We start from the raw sequence: 19,801 nt of genomic DNA on the forward strand, positions 1-19,801 counted from the left end.
CGCTGACGGTGCGCGGCGCCTGGGCCTTCAGTTCAACAGGCGCTCGGGATTCGCGTCCAGCTTGGCCAGCGCCTCGCGCGTGGCGCGCACGGTGAGCGTCTCTTCCTCGGCGGGTACCAGCAGCCCGGCCTGCAGGTAGGACGCCAGCCGCCCGGCCTGGATCAGGAAGCTGCGGCCGTCGGCCGAGGCGAACAGATGCAGCTGCTTGCGCTCGCTGCGCCAGACGAACTGCACCTGGCTGGCCCGGTTGTTGTGGTCGAGCATGAACCAGTTGCCGACCTGGAGTTCGCGTGCCCACTGCAGCATGTCGTCGTCGATCTTGGCGCCGCGGGTGTCGGGCACGACCTCGATCGACGCGGCGTCCACGCCCAGCAGCAGTTCGATGCTGGCGGCGTCCAGCGGCAGTTCGGCCGTGCCCTCGTCGCTCACGAAGTCCTCGAGGTTGGCCAGCCGGGAGGCCATCGCCTCGATCTTGGCCTGGGGAATCGCCTCGGTCTTCGACATGAAGGCATCGGACAGCGTCACGCCGATGGTCTTGATCTGCGCTTCCTGCGGCTCGCCAACGATGCCCAGCAGCGCCATGCCGGCGCGCAGCCGCTGCAGCAGCTTGGGCAGGTCCTGGATGACGCGGGTGCGATCGTTGCGGTTGGGCTTGGCACTGGCGGCCCAGACCAGCTCGGAGGCCGCGCGCTTGAGCGTGACGGTCTGCTCGTCCTGCGCACCGTACTTGAGCGCGGCGATGGCCAGCACCTCGGCCCAGATCTTGAACAGGAACTCGCGGATCTCCTCGCGCACCGGCATGTCGTTGAGCATCTTGCGCAACTCGATGGTGTACTGGATCGCCATCGTTTCCTTCTGCTCGACCTGCTGCGCCACGCTCATCACGCGCTGCGTGCTGTCGCTCTGCGTCAGGTACTTGTTGAGGAAGGCGACGAATTCGTCGAACACCAGCTTGAACACGCGCTGGCCGGTCTCGGGGTATTGCTCGATGACCTGCACCACGCGGCGGATCTCGCCCTCGAGCGCGCTGCCGGAGATGGCGGCCGCATCGAAGCCCATGACGACCGAGCCCATGCGGTCGATCAGCATGCGCGCGGGATGCTGCAGCGTGCCGAAGAACTCGGGCTCGGCGATCGCCACACGCAGCACCGGCATCTGCAGCCGCGCGAACCAGACGCGGGCCGAAAAGGGAATGCGCTCCTCGGCCAGGATGGCCTGGAACATCAGCGCCACGATTTCCACCGTGGCCTTGTCGGCGGTGGTGGGCGCCCGGCGCTTGAGCTCGGTGGCGCGCCGGCGCAGTTCGGCCGCGCTGTGCTGGAGGGCCGCGACTTCATCGCCGACCACGTACTGCGACGACGCCAATTGGTAGGCCGCGCCGGCATCGGAGATCGCAGCGGCAAAGCCGCCGGCCGGCACGCCCGTGCCGGGACCGATGCCTGCCCCGCCAACCCCACCGCTGCGGATGAAGCCGCCTTCACCAGCGCCGCCCGCAATGCGTTGGGTCATGTCGCCGCCGATGCGCGCCGTGACGAAGCGCTTGAGATTGATCAGCACGCCCTGGGCGCGCTGGCGCGCCATGGACAGCGGCGACCCACCGGTCGCGACCAGGGTGTCGTTCGATACGCCCATCGAATGCATAGCGCCCATCGCGCCGGCACCGCCGGCCTGGTAGCCCATGCTCTCGGGCGTCGTCGGCCGGCCCGCACCGGAGGCGCCACCACCCAGCGGCATCACCCCGGAATTGCCGGATCCGGTGCGCCGCACGAAACTCTTGAGGTCGATCTCCGGCATCACGCCCTGTCGGATCAGGTGACTGTTCGCCTCGGCATAGGCCTTGGCCGTCGCCTTGAGCACGGCCCGCTCGATCACGTCCTGCACGCGCGTCCAGAGCACGCGCGTGAGCCCGACGGCCAGCCACTGCTCGACCATGACCCGCGCCAGTGCCTCGGGCTTGAGCACGTCCTTGGCCGCGAGCTCTTCGGTGCCCTCCAGAGACTGGATGCGCAGACGCAGGTCGTTGATCTCGAAATTGGACTTGCCCTGCACCGCCTGGCCCAGCCGGGACGAGAGGATCTGGGTCTCGACCACGTCGTCGCCCATCAGCTCCAGGTTCGACAGCGAATGGGTGTCGACCCCGGCGGCCGTCACTTCCAGTGCCTTGCGCCACGCCTCCTGGGTCTGGGCCACCCAGCGGTTGCCCAGCGACTGGAAGGCCAGCAGGTCGTCGCGCCAGTCCTGCATGTCGCGCGCATTGCCCATCTGGTCGGCCGACGCCATCAGCCGATCGCGGATCGCCTGCGCCAGCGGCTCGATCACCACCTGCGTCGCCGCGATGAAGCGCTGTCGCGTCTCACGCGCGAGTTGCGGGGACAGGGCCTGGGGACGCGCGGTGCTCATGGGAGGGTTTCAGGACGGCGGAAAAACATCATCGGACCCTGCGAGCTTGCCCGGGACGGGGCCGACGCACAAGGGCATCCGATGCTCCCCAACCCGAAGCCGCCGGGCTCCGCATCAAGTCATCGGAACTGAAGGTCAGACCGTGGCGCCGGCGTTGGGATCGTCCGGATCGCCTTCGTGCTTGACGGGGGTCTTGACCAGGTCCTCGCGCTTGACGCCCAGCCACATCGCGATGGCCGCGGCCACGAAACACGACGAGTAGATGCCGAAGCAGATGCCGATGGTCAGCGCCAGTGCGAAGTAATGCAGCGTCGGTCCACCGAAGAAGAACATCGAGAGCACCACCAGCTGCGTCGAGCCGTGGGTGATGATGGTCCGGCTGATGGTCGACGTGATCGCGTTGTCGATGGTCTCGACCGTGCTCATCTTGCGGTAGCGCCGGAAGTTCTCGCGGATCCGGTCGAAGATCACGACCGACTCGTTGACCGAATACCCCAGCACCGCCAGCACCGCCGCCAGCACCGCCAGCGAGAACTCCCACTGGAAGAAGGCGAAGAAGCCCAGGATGATGACCACGTCGTGCAGGTTGGCCAGCACGGTCGACAGGGCGAACTTCCACTCGAAGCGGAAGCCCAGGTAGATCATGATGCCCACCACCACCATGGCCAGCGCCTTGATGCCGTTGGTGGTCAGCTCTTCGCCGACCTGCGGGCCGACGAACTCGTTGCCGCGCAACACGGCCGTCGGCTCGACCGCCTTCAGCGCGTCCATCACCTGCGCGCTCTGCTGCGCCGAGGTCTGGCCCTTCTGCACCGGCAGGCGGATCTGCACGTCGCGCGAGGTGCCGTAGTTCTGCACCTGCACGTCGGGATAGCCGAGCTTGCCGATGGTCTCGCGGACCTTGCCGACGTCGACCGACTGCTGGTAGGCGACCTCCATCACCGTGCCGCCGGTGAATTCGACCGACAGATGCAGTCCGCGATGGAACAGGAAGAACACCGCCAGCGCGAAGGTCGCGATGGAGATGAAGTTCAGCACCTTCGCATGGCGCATGAACGGGATGGTCTTGTGGATGCGGAAGAACTCCATGGCATCGATCCTTTAGTTGGCTTCGACCGCGGTCGTGCCGTCGGTCTTGGGGCGCCAGACGGTGCCGATCGAGACGCTCTTGAGTTTCTTCTTGCCGCCGTACCACAAGTTCACGAGGCCGCGCGAGAAGAACACGGCCGAGAACATCGAGGTCACGATGCCGATGCAATGCACCACCGCGAAGCCGCGCACCGGACCCGATCCGAAGGCCAGCAGCGCGATGCCCGCGATCAGCGTGGTCACGTTGGAGTCCAGGATGGTGCCCCAGGCACGGTCGTAGCCGGTGTGGATCGCGGCCTGCGGCGAGGCGCCGTTGCGCAGTTCCTCGCGGATGCGCTCGTTGATCAGCACGTTGGAGTCGATCGCCACGCCGATGGCGAGCGCCATGGCGGCGATGCCCGGCAGCGTGAGCGTGGCCTGAAGCATCGACAGGATCGCGATCAGCAGCAGCAGGTTGACCGCCAGCGCGATCGACGAGAACACGCCGAACAGCGCGTAGTACAGGCACATGAAGACCATGATGGCGATGAAGCCGTACATCACGCTCTTGAAGCCCTTGTCGATGTTGTCCGCGCCCAGGCTCGGGCCGATGGTGCGTTCCTGGATGATTTCCATGGGCGCGGCCAGCGAGCCGGCACGCAGCAGCAGCGCGAGGTCGTTGGCCTCGACCACGTTCATCGACCCGGAGATCTGGAAGCGGTTGCCCAGCTCGCCGTTGATCGACGGGGCGGTGAGCACTTCGCCCTTGCCCTTCTCGAAAATCAGCATCGCCATGCGCTTGCGGTAGTTGTCGCGGCTCACGTCGCGCATGATCCGGCCGCCCTTGGCGTCCATCGTCAGGTCGACCTTGGGCTGCTGCGTCTGCGAGTCGAAGCCGGGTTGCGCATCGGTCAGGTTCTCACCGGTGACCAGCACCTGCTTCTTGACGATGACCGGGCGACCTTCACGGTCGAGGAAGCGCTCCGAGCCGAAAGGCACCGGGCCGGTGCCGAGTTCGGCGGCACGGCCTTCGGTGGTCTCGTCGACCAGGCGCATCTCGAGTGTCGCGGTGCGGCCCAGGATGTCCTTGGCCTTGGCCGTGTCCTGCACGCCCGGCAACTGGACCACGATGCGGTCCAGGCCCTGCTGCTGGATCACCGGCTCGGCCACGCCGAGCTCGTTGATCCGGTTGTGCAGCGTGGTGATGTTCTGCTTGAGCGCCGCGTCCTGCAGCAGGCGCGCGGCTTCGGGCTTGATGGAGGCGGTCAGCTTCCATTCGGCGCCCTCCTGGCTGTCGACCGTCGAGAGGTCGGCGAACTGGTCCTGCACCAGGCGCTTGGCCGCCTCGAGGCTGGCCGCATCGCGGAAACGCACCTCGACCGACTGGCCGTTGCGGCTGACCGCACTGCCGCGGATGCCCTTGTCGCGCAAGGCGGTGCGCAGGTCGCCGGCGAAGGACTCGGCCTTCTTGTCGATCGCGCCCTTCATGTCGACCTGCAGCAGGAAGTCGACGCCGCCGCGCAGGTCGAGGCCGAGGTACATCGGGAAGGCGTGCAAGGCCGTGAGCCAGGTCGGCGAACGCGAGACCAGATTGAGCGCGACCACGTAGGACGGGTCGGCCGCGTCGGGTACCAGCGCGCGCTGGAGCACGTCGCGGGCCTTGAGCTGGTCGTCGGTGCTGAGGAAACGGGCACGCACCGAAGTGGCGTCCAGGGTCATCACGTCGGGCGTGAGCCCGCCGGCCTTGAGCGCCTCGGTCACGCGGGCCTGCGTGGCCGCGTCGACCTTGACGGTCGACTTGGCGGCAGACACCTGCACGGCCGGCGCCTCGCCGAAGAAATTGGGCAGGGCGTAGATCAGCCCCACCAGCAGCACGACCACCAGGATCGCGTACTTCCAGACCGGGTAACGGTTCATATGAGAAGAGATTCAGCGTTGGGCGTTGCGCGCGAACCGGACAGGCCGGAGAGAAGGGAGCACCGGCCGCTCAGCGTCCGGCGTCCGGCCTCATCACTTGATCGCGCCCTTGGGCAGCACCTGGACCACCGCCGAGCGCTGGACCTTGATCTCGACGCCGTTGGCGATCTCGAGGCCGAGGTACTGCTCGCCGAGCGAGGTGATGCGGCCGAGCACGCCGCCGGCGGTGGCGACTTCGTCGCCCTTGGCCAGCGCCTCGATCATGGCGCGGGCTTCCTTCTGACGCTTCATCTGGGGCCGGATCATGACGAAATACAGCACCACGAACATCAGCACCAAAGGCAGCATGCTGCCGAGCGAGGACAACATGTCGCCGCCCGCGGCTGCGGGTGCGGTCTGGGCGAAAGCAGAGGAAATGAACAAGAGAGTCTCCAGCAGAAGTGCGGGTGGGAGCGCGCCGCCTGGGGCGGCGCTGCCGTGGTCACGGATTGCGACCATGGGGCGCGGCAGGGGCCGCGCAGCACCCGGCATTGTATTCGGCGCGCCGAACCGAGGGGTGGCGCGTTATCCGGCGCGGGATCGGGGTCTTGGTGGGAGGCGAAGCTGCAGCCGAAGGGCACGCCCCGGACGGACCGGCGGTGCGCAGCACGGGAGAGATACAAAAATGTTGCGAGGCGCCCCGACGCGAAGGAGGAGGAGGGAGGAGGAGGAGGGTCGCCCCGGGATTTCAGTCCAGACTGACGCCTGGAAGGCCTCGCAACATAAAAACATTTGTCATCGTTCGATCACGATGCGATGGATTTATGAGCGCGCCGCCAGCGGCCCGGTTCCCCACGGATTCGGTCCAGATTGTCACCAAATGCTTCGTCCGGGCGAGGTCGCGTCCGACCCTGCGACGCGGAGGGTGGATGCGCTCGTCTCGCGCCAAAGCGGCTTAGGCTGGCGTTCTCCACACGGCGCATCTCGCGGGGAGACACAGTCTTTAACATGCCACCCTAAAATCCGCCGGCCGACGAAGGACGCACATGCTTTATCCCGAACTGTTCAGACAACTCGAATCCGTCCGCTGGGACATGGATCGCGACATCCCTTGGCAATCCTTCGAGGGCACGAAACTGTCCGACGAGCAGGCGCAGACCATCAAGATGAACGCCATCACCGAGTGGGCGGCACTGCCGGCCACCGAGATGTTCCTGCGCGACAACCGGCACGACAGCGATTTTTCGGCCTTCATGTCGATCTGGTTCTTCGAGGAGCAAAAGCACTCGCTGGTGCTGATGGAATACCTCAAGCGCTTCAGCCCCCAGCACGCACCGACCGAGCAGGAGCTGCACGACATCCGCTTCGACTTCGATCCGGCGCCGCCGCTGGAGACGCTGATGCTGCATTTCTGCGGCGAGATCCGGCTCAACCACTGGTACCGGCGCGCGGCCGAGTGGCACACCGAGCCGGTGATCAAGCACATCTACACCACGCTGAGCCAGGACGAGGCCCGCCACGGCGGTGCCTACCTGCGCTACATGAAGCGCGCCATGGAGAAGTTCGGCGACGAGGCTCGCGTGGCCTTCACCAAGGTCGGCGTGCTGATGGCGAGCGCGCGCCGCACGGCCCAGGCGCTGCACCCGACCAACCTCCACGTGAGCAAGGCGCTGTTCCCCAACGACACCATCCAGAGCCGCATGCCCGACCCGGACTGGCTCGAGCACTGGCTGGACAACCAGATCAAGTTCGATGCGGTCTGGGAGAACAAGGTCGGCGAGCGCATCCTGCACAACCTGAGCCTCTTGATGAACCGCAGCTTCAAGTCGGTGCAGGAGCTCAACCGCTACCGCAAGGAGCTCACCTTATCGCTCGGCCCGAAGCCGGAATACCAGGGCGCCTGACGGTTGCTCGCCCCTAGTCTGGCCCTCGTGTCGCGGCGCCTTGCCCCTAGTGGGGGCGGGCCGGCCGCGCGCGGCGGCCTCCTGGAGAATTCAGTCGCCTTCTGAGGGATCGTCACAAACGCAAAGTGTCATCCGTCTTCGAACCATGGACGACGCCACCCTCACCTTCGACCGCCTGCGCCCCCGGCTGCAGGGCATCGCCTACCGCATGCTGGGCTCGCTGGCCGAGGCCGAGGATGTGGTGCAGGACGCCTGGCTGCGCTGGAACGCCGCCGTGCACGGGACCCTCGACAACGCCGAAGCCTGGCTGGTCACCGTGACCACGCGACTGGCCATCGACCGGCTGCGCGCCGCCAAGCTGCAGCGCACCCACTATGTGGGCACCTGGCTGCCCGAGCCGCTGATCGACGACGGCCCGGCCACGCCCGAGCAATTGCTCGAACGCGCCGACGACCTGTCGATGGCCTTCCTCACGCTGCTCGAGCGGCTCGCGCCCGAAGCCCGGGCCGCCTTCCTGCTGCGTGAGGTGTTCGATGCCGGGTACGGCGAAATCGCCCATACGCTGGGCAAGAGCGAGGCCGCGTGCCGGCAGCTGGTGCACCGCGCCCGGACCCAGGTGCGCGAGGGCGAACGCCCGCGCCAGCCGGTGACGCGCGACACGCACCTGCGACTGCTGCGCGGCTTTGCCGAGGCGGCGCAGAAGGGCGACCTGCACGGCCTCAAGGCGCTGCTGGCCGAGGACGTGGCGATCATCGGCGACGGCGGCGGCAAGGTACCGTCCTTCGGCAAGCCCGTCGTCGGCGCCCAGCGCGTGGCGCAGATCTACTTCGCGGTCGCGCGCCGCTTCCCGGGCGCGGTGCGCATCGAGATCGCCGAGGTCAACGGCGCGCCGGGGCTGGTGCGCTACGTCGACGGCGCGCTCGAGTCGGTGCAGGGCATCGAATGGGACGGCGAGCAGATCGTGCGCATCCACGCGCAGCGCAATCCGGACAAGCTGGCGCATCTCTCGGCGACTTTCGGCCCTTAATGTCACAAGCGCCGGGGCCCGCGCGTCTTCTGGGGGTATCCAGTGACTTTCATACAAGGAAAACCGTCATGAACACCCCCCGCCTCCCCTGGTTCAAGATCGCGCCCAAGGCCTACCAGGCCATGCTCGGCGTCAACGGCGCGCTGGCCCAACACACGCTGGGCCAGCGCCTGTTCGAGATCGTCCAGACCCGCGTCTCGCAGCTCAACGGCTGCGCCTTCTGCCTCGACATGCACGTGCGCGACCTGCGCAAGCTCGAGGTCGACTGGCAGCACGTCAACAGCATCGCAACCTGGCGCGAGGTCGGCTTCTACGACGCGCGCGAACGGGCCGCGCTCCACTGGGCCGAGAGCCTGACGCGCCTGGTCGAGCACCACGGCGACCGAGACGCCGACTTCGCGCAGCTGCAGGCCGTCTTCAGCGACGCCGAGATCGTCGACCTCACGGTGGCGATCGCGCAGATCAACGCGTGGAACCGGCTCGGCGTGGGCATGCGCCTGCCGGTCGCCGAGAAGACCATCGCCTGAAGCGGCTCAGCGCCGTTCGACCACGATCGGCGCGATGCGCAGCTCCTCGCGCACCTGCGACACGGTCGCGGCCGCGGCGTCGCGGGTGGCGAAAGGCCCGGCCTGGAGCCGGTGCGTGCCGTCCTCGCTGAACACGCGCAGCTGCGGCGCCAGCGCCGGCAGCCCGCGCGCCGCCTGGGTGCGCAGCCCTTCGGCGCCGTCGCGCTCGCGGAAGGCGCCCAGTTGCAGCCAGTAACCAGCGGCCGGTACCTCGGTCGTCGATGACGGCAGGGGCGCAGCCGGTGCTGCCGCTGCCGATGCCGCGATGGGCGTCAAGGGCGGCAGTTCGGTCACCACCATCGCCGATGGCACGGGTGCCGCGGAAGGCTGCGCGGGCAGCGCGGCCGTGTCGGCCGGCGCCGCCGCGGCGTTCGCGGTCCAGGCCGCGGGCACGGGCACGGCTGCCGGGGCCACGGCCCTGGGGGGACGTGGCGGTGGCGGTGGCGGTGGCGGTGGCGGTGGCGGTGGCGGTGGCGGTGGCGGTGGCGGTGGCGATGGCGGCGGCGGCGGCGGCGGCGGTGGCGATGGCGGCGGCGGCGGCGGCGGCGGTGGCGATGGCGGCGGCGGCGGCGGCGGCGGCGCAGCTGACGCCAGCATCGTCTCGCCGCCGCGGCGCCAGGCGCCGGTGCGGATGTCCTCGTTGGTGATGCGCTCGATCTCCACCGGCCCCACACCGCGCAGCAGGTCCAGCTTGAGCGCGGCGGTGTAGCTCAGGTCGATGATGCGGCCGTCGTGGAAGGGGCCGCGGTCGTTGACCCGCACCACCGCCTCGCGGCCGTTCGCCGGATTGCGCACGCGCACGTAGCTCGGCAGCGGCAACGTCTTGTGCGCCGCGGTCATGGCGTACATGTCGTAGGGCTCGCCGCTGGCCGTGGACTGGCCGTGGAACTTGTTGCCGTACCAGGAAGCGATGCCGCTCTCGCGCAGCGGCCGGTCGTCTGTGATCGGCACGTAGGAGCGACCCAGCACGGTGTAGGGCTTGCTGGTGCCGCCGCTGCTGCGGATCGATTCGACCCGCGGCTCGGCGTCGGGCACGCGGCTCAGGTTCGACGGCGGATTGGCACCCGGGCCGTCGCGCCCGCTGCGGCCCTCGCCGCCCTTGGGACCGCTCGCGCAGCCCGCCAGCACCAACGCCGCTGCGAGCGCCGACCAGGCCGCGCCGCGCGGCCCCGCGAGGCGGTCAGCCAAAGACCGCATGCCACAGCGCCAGCATGGCTTCGCGTTCGGCCGCCAGGGCCGGCAGCGGCACCTGCGTGGGTTCTTCGTTGAGACGTGCGCGATGCTGCACGCGGCGCAGTTCACGGTAGGCCGCCGCGGCCCGCCGGCCCACGCCCTCGGGCAGGAGTCCGGCGGCCTCGGCGCGCTGCAGCAACGCGATGTTGCCCACGTTGGGCACCAGCTCGGTGTGGCCGCAGGCCTGCGACAGCACCAGGAACTGCACCGCGAATTCGGCGTCGACCATGCCGCCCGGGCTGTGCTTGACGTCGAAACGCCCCGCCTTGACCGGGTGCGCGGCGCGGACCTTGTTGCGCATCGCGAAGATCTCGGCGCGCAGCGCCTCGTGGTCGCGCGGCGCGCAGATCACCGCATTGCGGATGCCGTCGAAACGCTCGCCCAGCGCCGGATCGCCCAGCACGAAGCGCGCCCGGGTCATGGCCTGGTGCTCCCAGGTCCAGGCGGTGTTGCTGCCTCGGCCCAGCTGGTACTTCTCGTAGGCCGCGAAGGTGGTGGTGAGCAGGCCCGAACTGCCGTTGGGCCGCAGCGCGGTATCGATCTCGAACAGGTCGCCTTCACGCGTCTTCACCGTCAGCCAGTTGATGAGCCGGCGAACGTAGGCCGCGTAGACCTCGCCCGCGCGCTCGTCGTCGTCCTCGTAGACGAACACGATGTCGAGGTCGCTGCCGTAGCCCAGTTCCTTGCCACCCAGCTTGCCGTAGCCGATGACCGCGAACTGCGGCGCCTCGCGGTGCGTGTTGCGCACGTGCTGCCAGCACCAGCGGGCGGTGATGCGCAGCACGGTGTCGGCCATGGCGCTCAGGTCGTCGGCCACCTGCTCGACCGTGATCCGGCCTTCCACGTCGCGCGCCAGCGTGCGGAACACCTCGGCATGGTGCGCGTGGCGCAGCAGGTTGAGCAGGCGCTCCTCGTCGTCCTCGCCGGTGCGGCGCAGCGAATCCAGCCGCGACCCGAGCTCGCGCTCGAATTCGGCGGCGATGAAGCGGCCGCCCAGCATCTCGTCGCTGGCCAGCTCGTCGATCACGCCCGGATGCTGCATCAGGTAGCGCGCCGGCCAGCGGGCCGAACCGAACAGCCGCAGCAGCCGCTCCTGCACGGCCGGCCGCTCGACCAGCAGCGCCAGATAGCTCTCGCGCCGCAGCAGCGGCTCGATCCAGTCCGCCCAGCGCAGCGCGGCTTCGGTGCGTTGCGTCCTGACTTCGTCGGACGCGTCCTCGGCCACCCCGTCGATCCATTGGCCGGTGCGGCGCACGAGTTGGCGCAGCCGGGCACGCGTTTCGTCGCGCAGCGCCAGGATGCGCGGGCTCTCGCGCCAGCGCTCGACGCGCGCGGCAAAGGCCGCAGGCAGTTGCGCGATCAGGTCGTTGAGGTCGGCCGGCGGCTCGGCCTTGGCCTTGCCGTTGCAACCGGTGCAGGTCTTCTCGCCGCCCAGCAGCTTGTCGAACTCCTGCGCGACGAATTCGCGGTGGGTGTCGAGCTCGGCCAGGAAGGCGCAGCAGTCGGGCAGCCCCATCGACTGCGCGATCCAGCGCACGTCCTCGTCGTTGACCGGCAGCACATGGGTCTGCTGGTCGTCCAGGTACTGGATGCGGTGCTCGACGCGGCGCAGGAACTCGTAGGCCACGGCCAGCGCGTCGGCGGTGTCCTGCGGCATCAGGCCGGCGCGCGCCAGCCGCTGCAGCGCGTCGAGCGTGGGCCGGGTGCGCAACTCGGGGAACTGGCCGCCGCGCACCACCTGCAGCAGTTGCACGGTGAACTCGATCTCGCGGATGCCGCCGCGCGACAGCTTGACGTCGTTGGCGCGCTCGGGCCGGCCCGCGCTGCGGCGCGCCGCCTGCTCGCGGATCTGCCGGTGCAGCGTGCGCAGCGAATCGAACACGCTGTAGTCGAGGTAGCGGCGGAACACGAAGGGCAGCACCACGCCGCGCAACGCCTGCGCCGAGCCGTCGGCCACCACCGCGGCGGGCGCCACCACCCGGCTCTTCATCCAGGCGAAGCGTTCCCACTCGCGGCCCTGCACCTGCAGGTACTCCTCGAGCGCATCGAGCGAGACCACCGGCGGGCCCGAGTTGCCGTTGGGCCGCAGCGCCAGGTCGACTCGGAACACGAAGCCGTGTTCGGTGGTGTCGCCCACCAGCGCATAGATGCGCTTGACGGCCAGCGCGAAGTACTCGTGGTTCGAGATCCGGCCGCGGCCGTCGGCGTCGCCCGCGGTGTCGCCGTCCTGGTCGTAGAGGTAGATCAGGTCGATGTCGCTCGACACGTTGAGCTCGCGTGCGCCGAGCTTGCCCATGCCCACCACCCAGAACTGGGCGCGCCGGCCGTCGGCCCCGATGGGGGCACCGTGGCGTGCGTCGAGCTCGATCGCGCTTTCGGCGCAGGCGATGTCGAGCGCGAACTCGGCCAGCTGGGTGACGGCGGTGGTGACCACCGCCAGCGGGGCCTGGCGGTCGCAGTCGAGCGTGACCAGACGTTCCATGACCAGCTGGCGCACGATGCGCAGCGCATCGGCGGCGCTGTCGCCGCGGGCACGCAACTGGTCGTAAGCCTGGCGCATCTGCGGGCGCAGCGGCTCGCCTTCGGGCAGCAGCGCCAGCTCGCCGGCATAGCGGCGACGCAGCCGCTGCACGAAGCGCGAATGGGCGGACAGGGGCGGCAATGCCGCCGCAATGGATGGATGCACGATGGCATCGGTGGGAGCGGAACCCGTCGAGAGGCTGGGGGTCATAATTCCTGCACAGCGCGATCCTCAATGAACGACACGGCGTCCCATCCTTCTAAGCTGCTCAAGTTCACCGCTGTCATGGCGAGATGGCTGCTGGGTCTGTTGATTGCCGCCTGGTCGTTGTTCGCCTTGGCGGTCGTTGTCCTACACGGCTGGATTGTGCCGCGAATCGGCGACTACCGTGAAGCCATCGAGGCGCAGGCCTCCCGTGCCGTCGGGGTACCGGTGCGCATCGGCCAGATCAGCGCGCGGTCCGGCACCCTGTTCCCCGTGCTCGAGCTGCGCGACGTGGTGCTGCTCGACGCCCGGCAGCGTGAAGCGCTGCGGCTGGTCCGGGTGGTGGCCAGCGTCTCGCCACGCTCGCTGTGGCGCCTCAATTTCGAACAGGTCTACATCGAGAACCCTCAGCTCGAGGTGCGACTCGACGCGCTCGGCAAGCTGCACGTGGCCGGCCTCGACATGTCGACCGACACCAGCGGAGAGACCCGCGGCGCCGACTGGTTTTTCGCCCAGCGCGAGTTCGTGATCGAAGGCGGCACGGTGCGCTGGACCGACGAACGTCGGCAGGCCGAACCCCTGACGCTGACCGACGTGCGCTTCGTCGCGCGCAACGCCGGACGCCGCCACGCGCTGCGCCTGGACGCCACGCCGCCCGAGGGCTGGGGCGAGCGCTTCACGTTGCGCGGCCAGTTCCGCCAGCCGCTGCTGTCGGTGCGCCGCGGCAACTGGCACAGCTGGAGCGGTCAGATGTACGCCGAGCTGCCGCACATCGACGTGCGCCGGCTCGGCCGCTACGTGTCGATCGACGCCCGCATCCGCGAAGGCAGCGGCGGTCTGCGCGCCTGGGCCGACGTGCGCAACGGAGAGATCGTCGGCGGCGCCACCGACCTCGCGCTCGACCAGATCGACGCCTCGCTCGACACCGGCCTCGAGCCGCTGGTGCTGCGCGGCGTGACCGGCCGCCTCGCAGGCCAGCTCAACGACAAGACGCTCGAGTTCTCGACCACCGCGCTGCAGTTCACCGCCGCCGATGGCCTGCGCTGGCCCGGCGGCAACCTGTGGTTCCAGCACACGCCCACCCAGGGCCGCAGCCCCGAACGCGGCGCCTTCAAGGCCGATGCGCTCGACCTGGCCGCGCTGGCGCTGATCGCCGGCCGGCTGCCGCTCGGCGACGCGACGCACCAGGCCCTCGCCACCTACGCGCCACGCGGCATGGTGGAGCGCCTCGACCTCGGCTGGCAGGGCTCGCTCGACGCACCGCACCACTACCGCGCCACCGGCAGCGTGAGCGGACTCGGCCTGGCGTCGCAGCCGGCCAAGCCAGCGGCCGATGCCAAGCCGCAGGCCGCCGCGGTGCCGCATCCGGGCACGCCCGGCCTGAGCGGCGCCCGCATCGAATTCGACGCCACCCAGGACGGCGGCAAGGCCACGCTGTCGATCGCGAAGGGTGCGCTCGAATTCCCCGGCGTGTTCGAGGAGCCCCTGATCCCGATCGACCGGCTTTCCGCGCAGCTGCAATGGAAGCTCGACGGCGACAAGGCGCAGCTGCAGGTGAGCGACCTGCGCTTCGCCAACGCCGACGCCACGGGCGAGGCGCGCGCCAGCTGGCGCACCAGCGATCCGGCGGTGTCGCGCGCGCGTTCACGCTATCCCGGCGTGCTCGATCTGCAGGGCCAGCTGACCAATGCCGACGGCACGCGGGTGTTCCGCTACCTGCCGCTCGAGATCCCCAAGCACACGCGCGACTATGTGCAGCAGAGCGTGACCAAGGGCCGCGCCAGCACGGTCGATTTCAAGGTCCGCGGCGACCTCTGGGACGTGCCCTTCAACGACCCGCGCGACGGCGAATTCCGCATCGCTGCCAAGGTGTCGGGCGTCGACTACGCCTACGCGCCGGCCTCTGTCGCCCCCGCGGGCAAGGCGCTGCCCTGGCCCGCGCTCACCGGCGTGGCGGGCGACCTGGTCTTCGAGCGCTCCGGCATGCGGGTGCGCAACGCGCACGGACGCATCGCCGGCGCGCCAGGCATCGAAGTGACCCAGGCCGACGTGCAGATCGCCGACATGTCGCACCATGCGCCGCTGCTCGAAGTCGATGCCCAGGCCCGCGGGCCGCTGGCCGAACTGCTCAAGGTCGGCGCGCCGCTGACCGGCGAGGCCACCGAGCCGATCGCCAGGGTGCGCGCCACCGGCAATGCCGATTACCGTTTCAAGCTCGACCTGCCGCTGGAGAACATGGACAAGGCCAAGGTGCAGTCCACCGTGGTGCTGGCCGGCAACGACCTGCAACTCGCGCCTGAAGCCCCGACCCTGTCGCAGGTCCGCGGCACGCTGGGCTTCACCGAATCCGGCTTCACACTGAGCGGCATCCAAGGCCGGCTGGCCGGCGGCGACACGCGCATCGAAGGCCGTGGCCGCTACGCCGGTGCCAGCCCCGAAATGAATTTCCGCGCGCAGGGCAACGTGACGGCCGAGGGCCTGCGCGCCGTGCGCGAGCTCGAATGGCTGCCGCGGGTGGCGGCCAAGGCCAGCGGCGGCACCAGCTACGGTGCGACGCTGTCCGTGCGCGACGGCACGCCGGAGTTCTCGGTCAGCAGCAGTCTCCAGGGCCTGGCCCTGGCCCTGCCCGCGCCGCTGGCCAAGAACGCCGACGAGGCGATGCCGCTGCAGATCGAGAAGAAGGTGGTGCTGCGCGAGGCCCGCGCAGGTGCGGCGTCGCTGCTGCACGACCGCATCGCGCTGGGCCTGGGCCGCGTCGCATCGGCCCACTACGTGCGCGACATCTCGGGCGCCGAAGCGCGCGTGCTGCAAGGCGCGATCGGCGTCGGACTGCCCGAAGGCGAGACCGCCAGCGCGCCCGACCATGGCGTGCTGGCCACGCTGCACCTCGCGCAGTTCGACCTGCCGGCCTGGCAGGCGCTGTTCGGCGAAGCGACGGGCAACGCGGTCGACACCGGCGCGGGCGGCAGCGCCCCCTCGGCCTACCTGCCGACGGCCATCGCGGTGCGTGCGCAGGCGCTGGGCATCGGCGGCGGCCGCACGCTGCACGACGTGGTGCTGGGCGGCTCGCGCGAGGGCGCGCTGTGGCGGGCCAACGTCGACGCGACCGAACTGAGCGGCTACGCCGAATACAACCAATCGCAGAACGGCCGCATCTATGCGCGGCTGTCGCGGCTGAAGATCGCGGCCAGCGAGGCCAAGGACGTCGAGTCGCTGCTCGACGAGCAGCCGGGCACGCTGCCGGCACTGGACATCGTGGTCGACGACTTCGAGCTGCTGGGCCGGCACCTGGGCCGCGCCGAGATCGACGCGGTCAACCGCGGCGGCGCGCGGCGCGAGTGGCGGCTCAACAAGCTGGCCTTCACCATGCCCGAGGCCAGCTTCACCGCACAGGGCACCTGGGCCGGCAACGACGCGGCGCGGCGCCGCACCGCGATGAACTTCAAGCTCGAGATGGCCGACGCCGGCGCGCTGCTCGCGCGCTTCAACATGAAGGACGTGATCCGGCGCGGTCGCGGCAGGCTCGAAGGCGAGGTCGACTGGCAGGGCTCGCCGCTGTCGCTCGACTACCCGAGCCTCAACGGCCAGCTGCACATCGACGTGGGCACCGGCCAGTTCCTCAAGGCCGACCCCGGTTTGGCGAAACTGCTGGGCGTGCTCAGCCTGCAGGCGTTGCCGCGCCGGCTCACGCTCGACTTCCGCGACGTGTTCAGCGAGGGCTTCGCCTTCGACTTCGTGCGCGGCGACGCGAAGATCGTGCGCGGCGTGGCCAGCACCAACAACCTGCAGATGAAGGGTGTGAACGCCGCGGCGCTGATGGACGGCTCGGCCGACCTCGCGCGCGAGACCCAGAGCCTGCGCGTGGTGGTGGTGCCCGAGATCAACGCCGGCACCGCGGCCCTGGTCGCCACGGCGATCAACCCGGTGATCGGCCTGAGCACCTTCCTCGCGCAGATGCTGTTGAGCAAGCCGCTCGCGGCCGCCGCGACCCAGGAGTTCGAAATCGAAGGCACCTGGGCCGACCCCAAGATCACCAAGGTGCCACGCCGCAGCGCGCCCGTGAACGAAGCACTGAAGGAGAACCGGCCATGAAAGTCGCAGCGATCCAGATGGTGTCGGCCATCGCCCGCGAAGCCAACCTGGCCCGCGCCCACGACCTGCTCGCCGAGGCCGCGGCCGCCGGTGCCGAACTGGCCGTGCTGCCCGAATATTTCTGCGTGATGGGCGCGAAGGACACCGACAAGCTCGCCTTGCGCGAGCGGCCCGGCGACGGCACGGTGCAGGGCTTCCTGGCCGACGCGGCACGCGAGTTCGGCCTGTGGATCGTCGGCGGCACCTTGCCGATCGAGACCGCCGACGACCAGCACGTGTTCAACAGCTCGCTCGCCTACGCCCCCGACGGCACGTGCGTGGCGCGCTACGACAAGATCCATCTGTTCTTCTTCGACAACGGTAGTGAACACTACGACGAGCGCCGCGTGGTGGCGTCCGGTCACACGCCGGTCAGCTTCGACCTGCCCTCGCGCGACGGACACCGCTGGCGCATCGGGCTGTCGGTCTGCTACGACCTGCGCTTCCCCGAGCTCTACCGCGCGCTGTCGCAGGGCGGCGCCGAACTGCTGCTGGTGCCCAGTGCCTTCACCCACACCACCGGCGCGGCGCACTGGGAAGTGCTGCTGCGCGCCCGCGCCATCGAGAACCTGGCCTGGGTCGTGGCGCCCGCGCAGGGCGGCACGCACGAGAACGGCCGCCGGACCTGGGGCCAGTCGATGATCGTCGACCCCTGGGGCACGGTCGTCGCACAGCACGCGCAGGACGAAGGCGTGGTGCTGTTCGAGCTCGACGCAACGCGCACCGCCGCGGCGCGCGCCCAACTCCCCGCACTCTCCCACCGTGTCCTCCCCACCGCTTGACACGGGGCAGGCGGCGCCGCGCGAGAACCTCGCCACGCGTCTTGCCGTCCGCTTTGGCGGGCAGGCCTTCCTGAGCCTGCGCTCGGTATGGCAGCGCTGGTTCCTCTGGGTGCTGCTGGCGCTCCTGGTGCTGGCGCTGCTGGGCACCGTGGTCTGGCTGGCCGGCCGGCACGAAGCCGAGCAGGTGCAGGCGGCACTCGACCGCGACACCGCCGATGCGGCGGCCGACCTGCGCGCCGGCCTGCAGCGCAATGTGCAGGGGCTGCATGCACTCGCCGCGGGCGGACTCGACCGCGCGCGCTGGACCGCCGAGTCGGCCGCACTGATGCGCGGGCACCGCGAGTGGCTGCGGCTCGAATGGCGCGACGGTGCGCTGCGCACGCTGGCCGAGGCCGATACGCCCTACCGCATCACGCTGTTCGACGAGGCCGCGCGCCGGTCGGCACAGACCGACGTGTCGCAGGCCTGCACCTCCGCGCACAAGCTCGAAGGCGCCGCCTATTCGCCCAGCCACTACGTCGCGCTGCCCGAGAGCGGCGGCCTCGAGGTGATGGAGCTGTGCGTACCGCTCGAGGCCGGCGGCTACCTGATCGCCACCTACGCGCTGCGCGACATGCTGATCGAGCTGGTCGCCCCCACGCTGCGGCGCGGCCAGGAGGTCTCGCTGACCGAGCCCGACGGCACGCGGCTCGCATCGGTCGGCACGGCGCGGCGCATCGGCAGCCGCGTGTTCAGCACGCAGCAGCTGATCGACCTGCCCGGCACGGCGCTGGTGCTGCGGGTCGACGGCTGGCGCGCCGCGCCCGATGTGTTTCCCAACCTGCTGACCGCCCTGGTCACCGCCATCTCGATCGCGCTGGTCTCGGTGCTGGTGCTGCTGGCGCGCGACACGCGCCGCCGGCTGCGCGCCGAGAGCGAACTGGCCGACACGCTGGCCTTCCGCAAGGCGATGGAGGATTCGGTCGTCACCGGCCTGCGCGCGCGCGACCTGCAAGGCCGCATCACCTACGTCAACCCGGCCTTCTGCGAAATGGTGGGCTTCAGCGCCGAGGAACTGGTCGCCGCGGGTTTCGGCGAAGCGCCCTATTGGCCGACCGAACTGGCGCACGAATACCAGAAGCGCCAGACCCTGCGGCTGGCCGGCGGCCTGCCGCCGCGCGAGGGCTTCGAATCGGTCTTCATGCGCAAGAACGGGGCCCGCTTCCCGGTGCTGATCTTCGAGGCCCCGCTGATCAACGCCCACGGTGTGCAGACCGGCTGGATGAGCGCCTTCATCGACATCAGCGAACAGCGCCGCGTGGAAGAACTCTCACGCGCCAGCCAGGAGCGGCTGCAGGCCAGTGCCCGGCTCGCGACCGTGGGCGAGATGGCCTCGCTGCTGAGCCACGAGCTGACCCAGCCGCTGGCCGCCATCGCCAGCTATGCGACCGGCTCGCTCAACCTGCTGCAGGACGCCGAGGGCGAGAACGCCGAGGTCGCGATGGCGGTGCGGCGCATCGCCGAGCAGGCCGATCGCGCAGGCCAGGTGATCCGCAGCGTGCACGACTTCGTGCGCCGACGCGACCGCACCCGCGAGCCCGTGGCACCGCAGGCGCTGCTGGACGCGGTGCTGCCGCTGGTGCGGCTGCAGGCGCGCAAGCTCGACGTGCGCGTCGAGGTGGTGCTCGAGGACGGACTGCCGTCGGTGCAGTGCGACCGCACGCTGGTCGAGCAGGTGCTGCTGAACCTGGCGCGCAACGCGATGCAGGCCATGGACATGCCGGAGCTGCGCGAACGCGTGCTGCTGCTGCGCGTGGCCCGTGCGGGCAGCCTGCGGGTGGAGGGCGCGCCGGCCGACATGCGCCATTGGCTGGTGTTCACGGTGGTCGATGTCGGCAGCGGCATCAGCGACGAGGTGGCCAAGCGCCTGTTCACGCCCTTCTTCACCACGCGACCCGATGGCATGGGCCTGGGTTTGAGCCTCTGCCGCACCGTGGTCGAACAACACGGCGGCGTGCTGATGTTCGAGCCCAACCGGCCGCGTGGCACCGTTTTCCGATTCACACTGCCGATGGCCTCATGAAGCCCGC

At 69.7% G+C, this 19,801-nt stretch carries 12 protein-coding genes; 6 read left to right on the forward strand and 6 right to left on the reverse strand.

Going from position 1 to position 19,801, the window contains the following annotated elements; genetic code table 11:
• Positions 1 to 27 precede the first annotated feature (27 nt).
• The 4 genes from ACSFBC_RS18725 to yajC all read right to left on the reverse strand — a co-directional run bounded on the left by ACSFBC_RS18725 (position 28) and on the right by yajC (position 5,808).
• Positions 28 to 2,400, reverse strand: coding sequence for a DUF1631 family protein (locus ACSFBC_RS18725; RefSeq protein ID WP_435511856.1), 2,373 nt, complete (start codon positions 2,398 to 2,400; stop codon positions 28 to 30).
• 135 nt (positions 2,401 to 2,535) lie between these two features.
• Complete coding sequence (secF, locus tag ACSFBC_RS18730) at positions 2,536 to 3,489, reverse strand: protein translocase subunit SecF (RefSeq protein ID WP_435511857.1); 954 nt, start codon at positions 3,487 to 3,489, stop codon at positions 2,536 to 2,538.
• Positions 3,490 to 3,501: 12 nt separating this feature from the next.
• Entirely contained in the window at positions 3,502 to 5,385 is a 1,884-nt protein-coding gene (gene secD / locus ACSFBC_RS18735) for a protein translocase subunit SecD (RefSeq protein WP_435511858.1), read from the reverse strand.
• A gap of 93 nt (positions 5,386 to 5,478) precedes the next feature.
• On the reverse strand, positions 5,479 to 5,808 hold the full coding sequence (yajC, locus tag ACSFBC_RS18740; RefSeq protein WP_183025275.1) for a preprotein translocase subunit YajC: 330 nt from the start codon (positions 5,806 to 5,808) through the stop codon (positions 5,479 to 5,481).
• Positions 5,809 to 6,410: 602 nt separating this feature from the next.
• Between yajC and ACSFBC_RS18745 the strand changes: the two genes are divergently transcribed.
• The 3 genes from ACSFBC_RS18745 to ACSFBC_RS18755 all read left to right on the forward strand — a co-directional run bounded on the left by ACSFBC_RS18745 (position 6,411) and on the right by ACSFBC_RS18755 (position 8,822).
• Positions 6,411 to 7,268: a ferritin family protein gene (locus tag ACSFBC_RS18745; protein ID WP_435511859.1), complete on the forward strand. Its 858-nt coding sequence runs from the start codon at positions 6,411 to 6,413 to the stop codon at positions 7,266 to 7,268.
• 145 nt (positions 7,269 to 7,413) lie between these two features.
• Positions 7,414 to 8,295 (forward strand): RNA polymerase sigma-70 factor, encoded by an 882-nt coding sequence (locus ACSFBC_RS18750; RefSeq protein WP_435511860.1) that lies wholly within the window; start codon positions 7,414 to 7,416, stop codon positions 8,293 to 8,295.
• A gap of 68 nt (positions 8,296 to 8,363) precedes the next feature.
• The gene (locus tag ACSFBC_RS18755; protein WP_435511861.1) at positions 8,364 to 8,822 is read left to right on the forward strand and encodes a carboxymuconolactone decarboxylase family protein; all 459 of its coding nucleotides are present in this window, start codon (positions 8,364 to 8,366) and stop codon (positions 8,820 to 8,822) included.
• A gap of 6 nt (positions 8,823 to 8,828) precedes the next feature.
• Here the strand turns inward: ACSFBC_RS18755 and ACSFBC_RS18760 are convergent, their stop codons facing one another.
• Together ACSFBC_RS18760 and glnE are read right to left on the reverse strand one after the other, a co-directional pair.
• On the reverse strand, positions 8,829 to 10,058 hold the full coding sequence (locus tag ACSFBC_RS18760; protein WP_435511862.1) for a septal ring lytic transglycosylase RlpA family protein: 1,230 nt from the start codon (positions 10,056 to 10,058) through the stop codon (positions 8,829 to 8,831).
• A complete protein-coding gene (gene glnE, locus ACSFBC_RS18765) occupies positions 10,042 to 12,825 on the reverse strand; it encodes a bifunctional [glutamate--ammonia ligase]-adenylyl-L-tyrosine phosphorylase/[glutamate--ammonia-ligase] adenylyltransferase (protein WP_435511863.1) in 2,784 nt (927 codons plus the stop codon). The genes ACSFBC_RS18760 and glnE overlap by 17 nt, the downstream gene beginning before the upstream one ends.
• Positions 12,826 to 12,849: 24 nt before the next feature.
• Between glnE and ACSFBC_RS18770 the strand changes: the two genes are divergently transcribed.
• The 3 genes from ACSFBC_RS18770 to ACSFBC_RS18780 all read left to right on the forward strand — a co-directional run bounded on the left by ACSFBC_RS18770 (position 12,850) and on the right by ACSFBC_RS18780 (position 19,794).
• Entirely contained in the window at positions 12,850 to 16,911 is a 4,062-nt protein-coding gene (locus tag ACSFBC_RS18770; protein ID WP_435511864.1) for a YhdP family protein, read from the forward strand.
• Positions 16,908 to 17,732, forward strand: a complete 825-nt coding sequence (locus ACSFBC_RS18775) for a carbon-nitrogen hydrolase family protein (protein ID WP_435511865.1) — start codon at positions 16,908 to 16,910, stop codon at positions 17,730 to 17,732. The genes ACSFBC_RS18770 and ACSFBC_RS18775 overlap by 4 nt, the downstream gene beginning before the upstream one ends.
• Before the next feature lie 70 nt (positions 17,733 to 17,802).
• A complete protein-coding gene (locus tag ACSFBC_RS18780; RefSeq protein ID WP_435512241.1) occupies positions 17,803 to 19,794 on the forward strand; it encodes a two-component system sensor histidine kinase NtrB in 1,992 nt (663 codons plus the stop codon).
• Positions 19,795 to 19,801 lie beyond the last annotated feature (7 nt).

Source organism: Variovorax frigidus (genome assembly GCF_051216515.1).
In the GTDB taxonomy this organism is placed as follows: Bacteria; Pseudomonadota; Gammaproteobacteria; order Burkholderiales; family Burkholderiaceae_C; genus Variovorax.